Below are 14,669 nucleotides of genomic sequence, written 5' to 3'. Positions count from 1 at the left end.
GGGCGCCCCCCCCCCCCCGCGCCCGCGGGGGGGGCCGCGCCGGGGGGGGGGGGGGGGGGCCCCCGGCCCCCGGGCCCCCGCGCCCCCGGCGGCACCCACGGGTCGGATCAGGTGTTCCAGACCTGGAACTCGGAGAGCTGGCCGGCCGGCCAGCCCGTGTTCGCCGTGAGGTTCACCCGGAAGTAGCGCTGGGTGGCCGCCGTGAACGTGAGGGTGACCGTGTTGTTGGTGGCGGGGTCGAAGGTGTACGTGGCCGACGACTTGATGGTGGTGAAGGCGGAGCCGTCGGTGCTGCCCGACAGGGACAGCGTCTGGTTGCGGGCGCCCCAGCCGGCCGGGAGCTGGAGGACGACTCGGCTTGCGCTCCGCGCGGAACCGAGATCCACCTGCACCCACTGCGGGAAGGCGTTGTTGACGCTCTCCCAGTAGCTGCCCTGGTTGCCGTCCGTCACGTTCGACGACGCGTACACGTCGGCGTGGCCGGACTCGGTGGTGGGCTTCCCGGCCGCCAGGTTCTGGTTCGCCGCGCCGGCCCCGATGCCGGTCAGCGCGACCGTGGTCGTGCCGTTCGACGCGTTGCCGGCGATGCTGAGGTCGCCGCTGCGGGTGCCGGACGCGGTGGGCCTGAACGTGACGTCCACCGTGCAGGAGGCGCCCGCCGCGATCGAGGTCCCGCAGGTGTTCGTCTGCGAGAAGTCGCCCGTGACGGTGACACCGGAGAGGGTCGCGGCCGCGGTGCCGGTGTTGGTCACCGTCACTGTCCGCGCGCTGCCGGCGGTGTTGAGCGCCTGGCTGGGGAAGGACAGCGACGTCGGGTCGGCCGACAGGGTCGCCGGCGAGGAGCCGCCGCCGCTGGGGAACACCTGGAAGCCCGACAACTGGGCGGCGTTCCAGCCCGTGTTGGCGCTGATGTTCACCCGCACATATCTCGCGGTGGCGGCGTTGAACGTGATCGTCGCCGTGTTGTCGTTGGCGTTCGGGTCGAAGGTGTACCCGGCCGAGGCCTTGATCGTCGAGAAGTTGGATCCGTCCGTGGATCCCTGCACCGACAGGGTCTGTGTCCGGGCCGACCACGCCGTCGCCGGCGGAAGCTTGAGAACGGCCTTGCCGATGCTGAAGTTCCGGCCGAGGTCGACCTGGGCCCATTGCGGGAACGAGCCGTTCGCGCCCTCCCAGTACGTCGACGCGTCCGGGTCGGTGAGGTTCGAGGGGACGTACGGACTGCTGCTCGAACTGGCCGTCGCGGGCCGTCCGGCGGCGATGTCGGTGCCGCTGTCGATGCCACTGCCGGACAGGGACACGGTGGTCGGGCTGTTGTTGGCGTTGCTGGTGACGGTCAGGTTGCCGGTGCGCGATCCGCCCGCGGTGGGCTTGAACCCGACGCTCACCGTGCAGGACGCGCCGACCGCGAGGGTGGAGCAGTTGTTGGTCTGGCTGAAGTCACCGGTCGCCGCGACGCCCGAGACGTTCGCCGACGCGGTGCCCGAGTTGGTCACCGTCACCGTCTGCGCGGCGGCCGACGAGCCGACCACCGTGCCGTCGAAGGACAGGCTCGCCGGGTCGGTGTTCAGAACCGGTCCCGGCGCGGTGCCGGTACCGGAGAGGCTGACCGTGTTGGTGGTCCCGCCCGCGTTGACGGTCAGTGAGCCGCTACGGCTGCCGGTCGCCGTCGGCGCGAACTTCACACTGACGGTGCACGAGCCGTTCGCCGAGATCGACGAGCCGCACGTGTTGGTCTGGGAGTAGTCGCCGCCGGCGGAGATCGACGAGACGGACGCGGCGGTGCCGGTCGGGTTGGAGACGGTCACGGTCTGTGCGGCGCTCGTCGAACCGGTGGCGACCGGACCGAAGTTCAGCGCGCCGGGGGTGGCCGTCACTCCTTCGGACGGGTAGGGCGGGTAGACGGGGGCCGGCCAGCCGCCGCAGTACGGCGTGCCGCTGATGCCGGAGTTGCCACCGCCGTCGGTGACGGCGAAGTTCCCGCCCGAGCAGTTGTACACCGGGGAGGAGTTACCGACACCGGTCGCCGTGACGTTGGTGAACTTGGCGGCGCCGCCGGTCTGCTCCTGCAGGGCGAAGGTTCCGGTTCCGGCGATGGTCACGTTGTTGAGGTTGACCCCGCTGATGGTGCCCTCGACCCATTGGACGGCTTCGTACGGGCTCTGCTGGATCAGCGCGTTGGTCACGTTGATCGGGCCGGTGATCGCGCCCTGGCTGCCGTCGAACCACAGCGCGCCCACACCGAACTGCCAGTTCGGGTCGAGGCTGCCGGCCCGGATCATGGTGTTGTCGGAGATCGTGGTGGTGCCGACCGGCGTGGAGGTGAAGCGCTGCCCCACGTGGATGCCGCCGCCCTGGGCGAGGCCGGTGTCCACCACCCGGTTGCCGCTGACGGTGTTGTCGTGGCCGCCGTAGATCGCGATGGCGTTGGCGAGGATCTGCAGTGACACGGTGTTGTTGGAGATCGTGTCGTCGGCGTCGGCACCGATACCGGAGTCCGCCCAGGTGGCGATGCCGTCGTCACCGGTGTTGCGGATGTCGCTGTTGGTCACCTTCGAGTGGGTGACGGCGCCGTGGAAGTTGATGCCGTCCGCGGTGGTGTCCCGGATGCGCAGGCCGCTGAACGTCAGCCCGTCCATCGGCCCGTCCATCCAGGCGCCGACCTTCATATGGTCGATCCACACGCTGGAGACGGTCGAGTCGCTCATCGCGCCGCCGATGCCGTTGACCTGGGCGCTGTCGTCGCGTTCCTGCACATTGCCGAAGATCGCGAAGTTCTGCAGACGTACGCCGGTGCTCGCCGAGGGCGCGGACTTGCCGTAGAAGCCGGGTGCCGTGCCGGTGACGGTCGAGTACCACATGCCGGCGCCGGCGATCGTGACGTTGTTGACGCTGATGTGGCCGGGGATGTTGTAGGTGCCCGGCGGGATCCACACGGTGCCGCCGGGTCCGGCGGCGCTGATCGCGGCGTTGAACGCGCTGGTCGCGTCGTTCACGCCGGTCGCGTCGGCGCCCTTGCCGGTCACCGAAACCGACCCCGTCGGTGCGGTCAGGGCGGCGCCGACCTGCTCGAAGTCGGCGAAGTCGATCGTGTACGAGGAGGCGGTGTCCCCCGCATCGACCTGCAGCTTGAAGGTCGTTCCCGCCGGATACGCGGTGGAGAACAGGCGGTGGGCCTCGTCGTAGAAGTGGTGGGGGTTGCTGCCCGGCGAGTTGGTGAAGGGGTAGCTGCCGTAGTACCAGCTGTAGGCGTTGGTCAGGGTGAAGTCGGGCTGCTTGACACCGTCGATGTACAGCGACAGCGGGGCGGTGTAGACCGAGCCGTTCGAGGTGTCGGGGATGCTGTACCGGAAGTTGATCGAGTTGGTCGCCACCGGCGTGGTGAACGTGACGTACTTGCCGGTGCCCTGGAGCGTCGTCGCCTTGCGGTACGACGCCTCGTCGGCCAGCTGGCCCTGGGTGTAACTCGGGCCGATGGAGGTGCCGTTGGTGGCGGAGTTCTCCGCCTGCACCTCGACGTACGGGAGGCTCGCGCCACTGCCGCCCGTGGCGGCGGTCGCCGCCAGCGCGGATGGGACGGCCAGAGCCAGGACGCCGAGGGCAGCCACCATCGCGGTGGTGACCGCCCAGACGAGGGCTCGTCTCAGATCTCGGATGGAATGGAACACTGGACCACTCCTTTCATCACGAAATGCCGGAACTGTTCCACTGGCGCCGCCGGACAGGGAGGGACGGGAAACAAGTGAGAACGCAAGCAATCGGTGCGGACCGGCGCGGAGCCGGACACCTCGCCGGGCCCATGGACCGCGATCGGCGAAGCGACTCGAGGGGAGACGGGGGGCGGGGAGATGAGGGGGGACGGTGACGGCGCAAGGGGGACCGTAATATCCGTGACATGGACGCGCAATAACTGGACAGGACTTTGCAATATAAAAAATGCAGCCCGCAAGATCTAATGCGACCCCGGGCTACAGGAGACACCCGGCCGTACGGGTAGCCGACGGCGAGCCGCTCCCGGCGGCGAAACCGAGGTGGTGGATGTTCCAGCCACCGGTGTCCTGATGAAGGGGCAGAACCTGCCGTCCCGCGGGCAGGACCACATGCGTGGCCTTGGTGGCCCAGGTCTGCCAGTCGCCGGTGGCGGACAGGTCGACGGCTCCGGTGAGGTTGACGCCGACGGCGTCCGAAAAGTGCGGCGCGCCGGCCACCACGCAAGGAATTGCAAGTTTCTTCCTGAACTCCGCAAATATGGGATGCCGCCAGGATCATGCGGTGGCCGCACTGGTCCCGTGGCTCGCCGGTGGAGCGTCAGTCCCGCCACCTGTCCCGGAACAACCGGGTCAGCCGCTGAGCGCAGTGGTACCGCCAGAGCCACCACGGCAGCCGCCGGTGGGCTACGTAGGACCACAGATCGTCATCGGCTTCGGTGCCGCGCGGACAACCACGCAGGAGATCGAGGGAGCGCCGGTCGACGGTCCGATGCAGACGGGCGACGTGGGCCAGGGCGATGACACCTTGTCGGCGGATCGCCGGGTCCTCCGACTCCAGCGCCCTGCCGACTCGGGGAAGAACGGTGTCCGCGTCCGCGTGATTGAGGGCGAGCGCGATGACAGCCACCCCGACGAGCGGCTCGCCTCTGTCGAACGCGGCATCGACCTCGCCGGGCTGATCGGTCCAGCGGAGCGATGAGCCGTCCTGCCAGTTCAGGGCAGGCGTCCGACCGACGGAGCCGTTCTCATGGGGGTGCACGGCCCGACCCTAGCGAGCCACACCCGAGGGCGCCCTCTGATCAGAGCATCGACGACCGACAGTTGCTCCTCGGTGGAACCCGCGGCCCCGGGTTGGATCGGCATGGCCGGAGTACAGGACCGGTCAGGGCTGTCGCGCGCGGACGGCACCTCACGCCCCCAGTCCGGACATCCCCGCCTCCGCCTGCCGATTCACCGTCCACTGGAGACCGCGTAGTACTGAAGGTCCTGCACCGTGGCCGTGCGCCGCGCCGGATAGCGGGTCGTGACGGCCGCGGCGGTGTCCCCCGCGCGGCGGATCACGACCTCGGTCCGGCCGGGGCTCAGCGGCATGTCCTGGGCGTACACGCCGACGGGAGCGCGGTAGGCATGGGGCACGGTGCCCACGCGCGCGGACACCGCGGCGGGCGCCGTCAGGTAGGTGAGCAGTTCCACCTGGTCGCGCGGCCGCGCGGTGCCCGGACGCGGGCGCATCAGCCGGGGCTGGAGCGAGACACCGCCGGCATCGGTGAACTGGACGCGGGAGGTGACGTACACGGTGTCGCGGACGATCTGCGGCCAGGCCCCTGTCTTGAAACGGGTGAGGTAGTACGAGCAGATGTCCAGGTAGGTGTGGCCGTTGTGCAGCGAGGGGGCGAACTGGCTGCCCTCCGAGTAGTCGTTCCAGGTGGTGAGCTGCACCCAGTCCGCGCCGTCGGAGATCGCGTGGTTCCAGGTCGACCGCAGGGTGGCGGTGTTGCCGGCCTCGTCGTAGATGCCCTGGTTGGGCCGGGCGTCCTGCACGGACACCGCCTGCATCCACTTCTTGCCCAGCGAATGCGCGAGCTGGATGTCGCCGGGAACGTTGTCCTGGCGGGTGTAGCTGCGGTTGCCCCAGGACGAGAAGGCGTAGCTGACCGGAGCGAACCTCTCGGCGTTGGCGCGGAAGTCCAGGAAGACAGGGACCAGCGCGGTGCCGATGCCGTGGTCGAGCAGCCGCGCGGTGACCTGGCCCCACCAGGCGGGGTCCTGTGCCTCGGCCTTGAACGGGGAGACCACGAGGCGCCCGTCGGCCAGCCGGTACGCGGACGGGGACGCGGCGAGCCGGGCCAACTGGTCGGCGAGAGTGCGCGGGTCGGTGTGCAGGGAGGTCATGTCCGGCATCAGCACGATGCGGAAGCCGGGATCGACGCGCCGTGCCGCACGCAGCAGCATGTCGACGCGCTGACGGTTGGCGCCGTTCAGGGAGAGGATGTCGACGGTGAAGCCGTCGATCCCGGAGTCACGGGCTGTCCTCACCTCTGTCTCGAGATGGGCGAGTTGCCAGTCGCCGTCGGACGGTGACACGGGCAGGGGCCGGTCGCGCAGCAGTCCGCCGTAGGCCGCGTGCTTGCCCTGCTCGCCCTGTGGCGTGAGGTAGTTGCGGGTGTAGTAGTCGCGATCGGCGGGCTGGTTGTCGAGGGAGAGCGGATACGGCGGGAAGTAGTGCGCGAACACCTTGTGCGGGCCGGCGCGCAGCACACCGGCGGCCGGCAGGTCGAAGGGGAGCGCCGCGGTCTTCGTCCGCTCGACGCGGGGCGCGGCGTCCTCCCGGTCACGGGCCAGGCCGGTGCCGGCGATCAGCCCGATCAGGAGCAGGCCGAGAACGGCACCGAGCACGGTGCGCCGCCGTCGGCCTGACGGCCTGCCGTGCCGACGCGCTGGACGAGCGGGCTGATCCGTCATGGGTGTCCTCCGCGGACGCCGATGGGCCACCGGGGCGAACTGTACGGTATGGGCGACCCGTTGAGTGACAGGACGTCATCGGACGGGAACCTTGGGTGATCACCGCCGTCCCGTCAGGACGTCGTGGCACCGAGCCGGTCGACGTCGTGCGACTTCAGGTAGGCGTCGACGGTGTCCTTGCGCATGGACCGCCACAGGTCGGCGCCGGCATCGGCGTCCAGGAGGACCACGGACTGGCCGGAGATCATGTCGGTTCCCTTGGCGGGAGCGTTCATGAACACCATGTTCCCGGGGCGCACGTTCCTGTTGTCCCACAACAGGTCGCGCAGGTCACCGTCGCCGAGCCGGTCGTCGACGCTCACGGCGGCGGTGAGGTCGTCCAGCACCTTGCCGGCCTTGACGGGGTTGGTGAAGGTCGACGGGCGCATGACCTTCGCCAACACCGTGCGCAGGAAGTACTGCTGACGGTGCGTCCGGTCGAAGTCGCCCCGGGCCAGGTGATGGCGCTCACGTACGTAGGTCAGGGCCTGGGTGCCGTTCATGTGGCGACCGGCGCCGTCCACGACGAGGTCCACTCCGCCGAGGGAGTCGGTGAGGTTCTTGAAGCCGTCCCAGTCGATGACGGCGAGATGGTCGACGCGCACCTTGGTCAGCCGCTGCACGGTGTCGATGAGCAGCGGAGGTCCGCCCCAGGAGAAGGCCGCGTTGAGCTTGGCCTTTCCGTGTCCTGGGATGTCCACCCACGCGTCACGGGGCAGCGAGACGACGTACGCGCCCGAATGGTCGGCCGGGAGGTGGACCAGCATCATCGTGTCACTGCGCTGGGCCCCGTACTTCCACTCGGGGGCCTTGGCGTCGCGGCCCGTGGTGGGCAGCTCGGAGCGGCTGTCGACGCCGACCAGGAGGAAGGTCTGACCACCCTCGGAGGGTGCCGGCTGTGCCGCGGCGGGGACCTGTGTCGGGAAGACTCCGGAGATGCGGTCGACGTTCCCGGTGTAGTGCTCGACGGCCCACCAGACGACTCCGCCGACCATGAACAGGCCCACGGCGAACAGCACGAGCGCCCCGAGGAGCACTCGGCGTGCACGGCTTCTGCGCCGCCGGGGCCGTGCGGCCGGAACTCCGGAAGCGTCGATCTCCTTGTCCGACAAGCCTCTTGCAGGCTCCTGGACGTCCGCGGGTCCGGCTTCCGCCGAGCCGGACGCAGCCGCCTCTTCCTCCCGGTCCGCGACGTCGTCCCGGCCTGTCACTTCGGCCTCGGTCGTGCTCTTGTCCCCCACCACGCACCCCCACATCAGCCCGGTACGGCCCCTTCCGTACCGGGCGCACACTGTAGCCAGCACGTTCGATGTTCGTACACCTTCACGTCAGAGCCGCATCCGGGAGATCAACCAGCGGACCCGGCGCCGGACTTCATACGGCTCGGCACTTCTCCATGACGTTCAGGTAAACGCTCGCATGCGTACACAAGTTTGCCGTACTGTTCACCATCGTGCCGCATGTTCGACGAATAGGTGTTCGTGACGTTCGGTAACTCGTGCAGCTGAATGTGCCTGGGGGGGTACATGTGGGATGTTCAGGCCACTGATTCCGACAGATCACGCAGGGCGCGCTCGCGGGCGCGCTCCTCGCTTTGGATGGGGCGCAAGTCCCGTTGGTATCTACCCGCGTCGCTGATCACCGACCTCGTCGGGGCCGGCGTTCCGGTCGCGTTGACGTTCTTCGCCGCACACCAGCGGCGGGCGCTGCCGACCGGCATCGTCGCCGGACTCGCCTGGGCGGGCGTCCAGTTGTTCCGCTCGCGCTACGCGGCCCGGTCCATCGGCGAGAGCAGGGGCACCCTTCCGGTGCTCCACGACTGGTTCATCCTGCTGGGTGTGCTCGCGGTGGGGCACGCGGCGGCGGGTGCGCGGCTGCGCGCGCCGCTGTGTCTGGCGGCACTGCTGCCCGCTCTGGTGCTGACTCTGCTGTGCCGCAAAGCGGTGCACCGTCATCTCGCCGCGGTGCGCCGCAGGGCGCAGGCGGTGATCAAGGTCCTGGTGGTGGGCGAGGCCGCCGCCGCGGACGGGGTCACCGCGCATCTCGCCGCGCGCACCGACCATCCGTACGTGGCGGTGGGCGCCGTCCCCGTGGGACCGGGCCCGTTCCTCTCGGGGATCCGGACCGGGGAGCGGCTCGCCGCCACCCAGCCGGAGGCCCCCGGGGAGGACGCCAACCTGGTCATCAGCGCGGTGCACCGTCTCGGCGCCGATCTGGTACTGGTCGTCCCGGGCGCCGCGACCTCCGGGGAGCGGTTGCGCCGTCTCTCCTGGGGCCTGCACGACGCCGGCATCGAACTCTTCGTGGCGCCCGGTCTGGTGGAGGTGTCCGTCAAGCGTCTGGAGACCGGATCCGCCGGCGGGATGTCACTGCTGCGGGTGGCCCCGCCGGTACGGGAGGGCATGCAGCCGCTGCTCAAGGGGATCCTCGACCGCAGCATCGCCCTGCTGGGCCTGCTCGCGCTGGCGCCGGTGCTGCTGGTGGTCGCGACCGCGGTGAAACTGTCCTCGTCCGGGCCGGTGCTCTACCTCCACGAACGCGTCGGCCGGGCCGGACACCCCTTCGTGATGTGGAAGTTCCGCACCATGCGGGTCGGCGCCGACCGCCAGAAGGCGGAACTGGCCGCGGACAACGAGAACGACGGGCTGATGTTCAAGATGCGCCGTGACCCCCGGGTCACCCGGGTCGGGCACTTGCTGCGCCGCACCTCGCTGGACGAACTGCCCCAGCTGGTCAACGTCCTCAAGGGTGACATGTCCCTGGTAGGTCCACGTCCGCCGCTCGCCGACGAGGTGGCGCACTACACGCCCGTCGAGTGGCGCCGGCTGTCCGTACGACCCGGCATGACCGGTCTGTGGCAGATCAGCGGACGCTCGGACCTCTCCTGGGACGAAACGATTCAGCTGGATCTCAGCTACGTCGACAACTGGTCGTTCACCAGTGACGTGGATGTCATGGCCCGCACGTTCCGCGCCGTCGTCGACGGCCGCGGGGCCTACTGAGAGCGCCGCCCGTGACCGCACAGTGCCCCGGCGCGCGCCGCGTGCCGGGGCCCGTGAACCAGCAGGGTCCGTCAGCCGTCGACGCCGTCGCGCCAGTGGGCGTAGGTGGCGGCGATGCCGTCGCGCAACGGGATCTCCGGCTTCCAGCCGAGTTCCGCGATCCGCGAGATGTCGAGCAGCTTGCGAGGGGTGCCGTCGGGCCGGTTCGTGTCCCAGGCGATCCGGCCGGTGAAGCCGGTGACCGCGGCGACCGTCGCGGCCAGTTCGGCGATGGTGAGGTCGTTGCCGCAGCCGACATTGACCGGCGCGTCGCCGTCGTACGAGCGCAGCAGTACGGCGCAGGCCGCGGCGAGGTCGTCCACGTGCAGGAACTCCCGGCGCGGGGTGCCACTGCCCCACAGGACGATCTCCTCGCGCCCCTCGGCCGCGGCCTCGTGGAAGCGGCGGATGAGCGCGGGCAGGACGTGCGACGTCTCCAGGTCGAAGTTGTCGCCCGGCCCGTAGAGATTGGTCGGCATGGCGCTGATGTAGGACGCTCCGTACTGGCGCCGGTAGGACTGCACCTGGACGATGCCCGCGATCTTGGCGAGTGCGTACGCCTCGTTGGTGGGCTCCAGAGGACCGGTCAGCAGCGCGTCCTCGCTGATCGGCTGAGGGGCGTGCTTGGGGTAGATGCAGGACGACCCGAGGAAGAGCAGGCGGCCCACTCCGGCGGCGTGGGCCCCGGCTATCACGCTGAGCTGGATCTGGAGGTTCTCCTCCAGGAACTGCACCGGCTGGGTGCTGTTGGCCATGATGCCGCCGACCTTCGCGGCGGCGAGCACCACCGCGTCGGGGCGCAGGGCGGCCAGGTCGGCCGCGGTGCGCGTGGCGTCGCGCAGGTCCAGTTCGGCGCGGGTACGGGTGAGCACCTCGTGCCCATCGGCGGCGAGCCGGCGGGCCACGGCGGAGCCCACCAGGCCACGGTGGCCGGCGACGAAGACACGGGCGCGTTCGGGCAGGAGCGATGCGGTCATGAGCCGGATCATGCCAGGGACCGCGCGATCAGCACGCCCGTAACGCCAACTCGGGTGATATTTCCAACAGTTCATGACATGCGACCCGTGCTTCGCGGGCGTACGGACCGGATCCGTCCCCTCGGCGGGTCCGGCAGGGAGGGGAACCCCGCATGACCAAGACCGCGCTGATCACCGGCGTGACCGGGCAGGACGGCTCGTACCTGGCGGAGCTTCTGTTGTCGAAGGGATACCGGGTGCACGGCCTGGTGCGGCGGTCGTCCAGCTTCAACACCGAGCGGATCGACCACATCTACCAGGGCCCGCAGGAGGCCGAGCGGCGCTTCGTGCTGCACCACGCCGACCTCGCGGACGGCGTGGCGCTGGTGAACCTGCTGCGCGAGATACAGCCGGACGAGGTGTACAACCTGGGTGCCCAGTCCCATGTGCGGGTCTCCTTCGACGCGCCGCTCTACACCGGCGACGTGACCGGCCTGAGCACGCTGCGGTTGCTGGAGGCCATCCGGGCGAGCGGGGTGGAGACCCGTATCTACCAGGCCTCGTCCTCGGAGATGTTCGGTTCCACACCGCCCCCGCAGACCGAGGACACTCCCTTCCACCCGCGCAGCCCGTACGGCGCCGCGAAGGTGTTCGCGTACTGGACGACCGTCAACTACCGCGAGGCGTACGGCATGTTCGCGGTCAACGGCATCCTGTTCAACCACGAGTCGCCCCGCAGAGGCGAGACCTTCGTGACCCGAAAGATCACCCGCGCCGTCGCCCGGATCAAGGCCGGCCTCCAGGACCGTCTCTACCTGGGCAATCTCGACGCCGTCCGCGACTGGGGGTACGCACCCGAGTACGTCGAGGCCATGTGGCGGATGCTCCAGCACGACGAGCCGACGGACTACGTGGTCGCCACCGGAGTCCCTGCCACGGTGCGGCAGTTCCTGGAGACCGCGTTCGCCCACGCCGACCTCGACTGGAACGAGCACGTGCGCTACGACCCCAAGTACGAGCGTCCCAGCGAGGTCGACGCACTGATCGGTGACGCGTCCAAGGCGCGCGAGAGGCTGGGCTGGCGTCCCACCGTCCTGGTGGAGGAGTTGGCGCGGATCATGGTCGACTCCGATGTGCGGCAGGTGGAGAAGGAGCTCGCGGGTGCCGTCGTGCGCATCGACCGCTGACACCGGCCGACCGCGGAAGGGCGGACGCGCCAACGGATTCGACCGCCGGACATCACAGGATGACCGTGAACACATCGAAATTTCCCACTAGATCAGTCAAGTGCGTTCCATGACGTGTCATGTACTCGTATGGTTCGCGAGCAAACAGTTCACGCGGCCCGTGCGGATCAGGGGAAACACGGACGGGCACGCCGAGGCAATGGGTCCGCAACCGGGCCCGGAAGCCGGGGGGTTCATGCACAGATCCAGAGGGCTCAGCGCCGCCCTTGTCCTTTCCACCGCGGCGGGCCTGGGCCTGGTGGCCCTGCCGCAACCGGCGGTCGCGCTGACCGCGCCCGTCGCCTTCACCGCCGACGACCTGCCGACCTGGCAGACCAACGGCATCGTGTGGACGCTCGCGGAGGCGGGCGGCACGGTCTTCGCGGGCGGCACCTTCTCCCAGGTGCGCCCGCCCGAGGGGGGCAGCGGCACCGCCCAGAACGCGGTGAACTTCGTCGCGTTGAACGCGGCGACCGGCAGTCCCACGTCCTGCAACCTGTCCTTCACCATCGGAAGCGGCACCGCGACCGTGCGGGCGCTCGCCGTCTCACCGGACAAGAAGACGCTCTACGCGGGCGGTTACTTCGGCGCGGTCAACGGCACGCAGGTCAGCAGCCTCGCCGCCATCGACATCGCCACCTGCACGCCCAAGGCGAACTTCCACCCCAGCGTCTCCGCCACGGTGCGGGCGCTCGCCGTCACGAACGACACCGTGTACCTGGGCGGAGACTTCACCTCCGTCGGAGGCAGCGCGCACGCGCGGTACGCGGCGGTCGACGCCACCAGCGGCGCGGTCAAGCCGTTCCAGGCCGACGTCGACGAGCCCGGCCGGGCCGTCGCGGTCACCCCGGACGGCAGCGACGTGATCCTCGGCGGCGACTTCTTCACCGTCAACGGCGCGAACTCGCACGCCCTGGCCGTCGTCGACGCCGGAACGGGTGCCAACGTCCGCACCTACCCGGGGTTCATCGAGAACAACTCGGTGGTCAAGGCGCTCGACACCGACGCCACCGGCTTCTACACCGGCAACGAGGGCACCGGCGGCGGCGTCTTCGACGGCCGTATCGCACTCGATCTGTCCACCCTGGACCAGCGGTGGCGCGACACCTGCCTGGGCGCCACCCAGGCCGTCAAGTCGTACCAGAACGTGGTGTACAGCGCCTCGCACGCGCACGACTGCTCCAGCGTCGGGGAGTACCCCGACGGGCGCCGTCACCACCTGCTCGCGGAGCCGACCAGCGGCACCAACAAGCTGGGCTGGTTCCCGGACACCAACGACGGTCTGGGCGAGGGCATCGGCCCGCGCGCCATGGCGATCTCCGAGACCTCCGACAACAAGTACATGTGGGTCGGGGGCGAGTTCACCACCGTCAACGGCTCGGCGGCCCAGGGCCTGACGCACTTCGCGTCGTCCCCGGACGTCGGCGCGCCGACCGTTCCCTCGGCCGGAGCCGAGTCCGTCAAGCCGACCGAGGCGCACGTCCGCTGGCGCGCCAGCCTCGACACGGACGACACCAGGCTGACGTACAAGGTCTACCGCAACGGCGGTTCGACGCCCGTCTACACGGTCGACGGCGACTCCGTGGAGTGGTCGCGTCCGCAGTTGTCGTTCACCGACACCAACGTCACCGCCGGTTCCACGTACAGCTACCGGGTGACCGCGACCGACGGTGCCGGCAACGCCTCCGCGCTGTCGTCCACGGCCACGGTGACGGTGCCCACCTCCGCCCTGAAGTACGCGGCGAAGGTGCTCGACGACGGCGCCGGTCTCTACTGGCGCTATGACGAGTCCGCCACCCCGTTCGTCGGCGACTCCTCGCCGGGCGACCAGAGCGGCATCCACCTCAACGGGCCCTCGCTGCGGCAGACTCCGGCCGCCGTGACCGGTCCGTCGACCGCCATCGGCCTCAACGGAAGCAACCAGATCGTCTACAGCGACAAGCGCACCACGGTGCCGAGTCAGTACTCGATCGAGACCTGGTTCAAGACGACCACCACCAGTGGCGGAAAGCTCGTCGGCTTCGGTAACAACACCACCCAGGCCAGCGGCAACTACGACAAGCACGTCTACATGCGCAACGACGGCCGCCTGGTCTTCGGCGTGTGGACGGGCAGCGCCCGCACCATCACCTCGTCCGCCGGCTACAACGACGGCGCCTGGCACCACGTCGTCGCCACCCAGGGCTCCTCCGGGATGGCGCTGTACGTGGACGGCAACCCTGCCGGAACGCTCGCCGAGTCCAACAGCCAGGCCTACAGCGGCTACTGGCACGTCGGCGGCGACAACCTCAACGGCTGGCCGAACCAGCCTTCCAGCAACTACTTCGCCGGGCAGATCGACGAGACCGCGATCTACCCGTCGGTGCTGAGCGCGGCCCAGGTGCAGAGCCACTACACCCTGGCCTCGGCTCCGGCCGACAGCGTGCAGACCGTCCGCGCGTCGGACGACACGTACGTCAACGCCGGTGCCGCCGGCACCAATTACGGCACCTCCACTTCGCTGGCGGTGCGGGGCAGCGCGGCGTACGAGACGTACCTGCGTTTCGACCTGCCGGCGGCGCCGGCCGGGACCGTGCTCAAGAGCGCGCGGCTCGCGGTGAAGACGACCACGCTGAGCAGCGCGGGCAGCACGGACGACTTCGCCGTGCGGCCGGTGACCGGAAGCTGGACGGAGGCGGGGACCACCTACACCTCCAGGCCCACGCTGTCCTCGACCGCGGTCGGCACCCTCAGCGGTGCCACCGACCTGTCGACGCTCTACTCGGCGGCACTCGACACCGGGGCGCTCTCCCCGGCCCTCGGGAGCAGCTACGGCCTGGCGCTCACCAGCACCGGGGCGGACGCGCTGTGGCTCTGGTCCAGTGAAGCGCCGACTGCGGAGAACACCCCGCAGCTGGTGCTCACCTTCGGGGCGCCGTAACCCTCACCGCGCCCCGTCCGGGGTGCCGGACCACG

General features: G+C 69.8%; 9 protein-coding genes. 3 read left to right on the top strand and 6 right to left on the bottom strand.

All coding sequences use genetic code 11. The features are described from left to right. Positions 1-107: 107 nt before the first annotated feature. The 5 genes from ABZV34_RS26985 to ABZV34_RS26965 form a co-directional block, all read right to left on the bottom strand. Positions 108-3,668 (bottom strand): choice-of-anchor D domain-containing protein, encoded by a 3,561-nt coding sequence (locus tag ABZV34_RS26985; RefSeq protein WP_356281727.1) that lies wholly within the window; start codon positions 3,666-3,668, stop codon positions 108-110. A 300-nt stretch (positions 3,669-3,968) separates the two neighbouring features. Continuing rightward, positions 3,969-4,211, bottom strand: a complete 243-nt coding sequence (locus ABZV34_RS26980; RefSeq protein ID WP_356281724.1) for a hypothetical protein — start codon at positions 4,209-4,211, stop codon at positions 3,969-3,971. Between the two features lie 97 nt (positions 4,212-4,308). Beyond that, positions 4,309-4,749: a hypothetical protein gene (locus tag ABZV34_RS26975; RefSeq protein ID WP_356281721.1), complete on the bottom strand. Its 441-nt coding sequence runs from the start codon at positions 4,747-4,749 to the stop codon at positions 4,309-4,311. 191 nt (positions 4,750-4,940) lie between these two features. Further along, the gene (locus tag ABZV34_RS26970; RefSeq protein ID WP_356281718.1) at positions 4,941-6,386 is read right to left on the bottom strand and encodes a glycoside hydrolase family 71 protein; all 1,446 of its coding nucleotides are present in this window, start codon (positions 6,384-6,386) and stop codon (positions 4,941-4,943) included. Between the two features lie 179 nt (positions 6,387-6,565). Beyond that, positions 6,566-7,795 carry an LCP family protein gene (locus ABZV34_RS26965; protein ID WP_356281715.1) on the bottom strand — a complete coding sequence of 410 codons (1,230 nt, stop codon included), beginning with the start codon at positions 7,793-7,795 and terminating at the stop codon, positions 6,566-6,568. Positions 7,796-8,089: 294 nt separating this feature from the next. Here ABZV34_RS26965 and ABZV34_RS26960 point away from each other — a divergent pair, with 294 nt between their 5' ends. Beyond that, entirely contained in the window at positions 8,090-9,493 is a 1,404-nt protein-coding gene (locus ABZV34_RS26960) for an exopolysaccharide biosynthesis polyprenyl glycosylphosphotransferase (RefSeq protein ID WP_356281712.1), read from the top strand. Positions 9,494-9,564: 71 nt separating this feature from the next. Here the strand turns inward: ABZV34_RS26960 and ABZV34_RS26955 are convergent, their stop codons facing one another. Beyond that, positions 9,565-10,509 (bottom strand): GDP-L-fucose synthase, encoded by a 945-nt coding sequence (locus tag ABZV34_RS26955; protein WP_356281710.1) that lies wholly within the window; start codon positions 10,507-10,509, stop codon positions 9,565-9,567. A 152-nt stretch (positions 10,510-10,661) separates the two neighbouring features. Between ABZV34_RS26955 and gmd the strand changes: the two genes are divergently transcribed. Both gmd and ABZV34_RS26945 read left to right on the top strand, forming a co-directional pair. Continuing rightward, positions 10,662-11,675, top strand: coding sequence for a GDP-mannose 4,6-dehydratase (gene gmd, locus ABZV34_RS26950; RefSeq protein ID WP_356281708.1), 1,014 nt, complete (start codon positions 10,662-10,664; stop codon positions 11,673-11,675). Positions 11,676-11,910: 235 nt separating this feature from the next. Continuing rightward, the gene (locus tag ABZV34_RS26945) at positions 11,911-14,634 is read left to right on the top strand and encodes a LamG-like jellyroll fold domain-containing protein (protein ID WP_356281705.1); all 2,724 of its coding nucleotides are present in this window, start codon (positions 11,911-11,913) and stop codon (positions 14,632-14,634) included. Positions 14,635-14,669: the final 35 nt, after the last annotated feature.

It is taken from the genome of Streptomyces sp. NPDC005195, assembly GCF_040608315.1.
Classification (GTDB): Bacteria; Actinomycetota; Actinomycetes; order Streptomycetales; family Streptomycetaceae; genus Streptomyces; species Streptomyces kaempferi.
The sequence above is the reverse complement of the archived record's forward strand: the minus strand, read 5'-3'. Positions and strand labels throughout refer to the sequence as shown.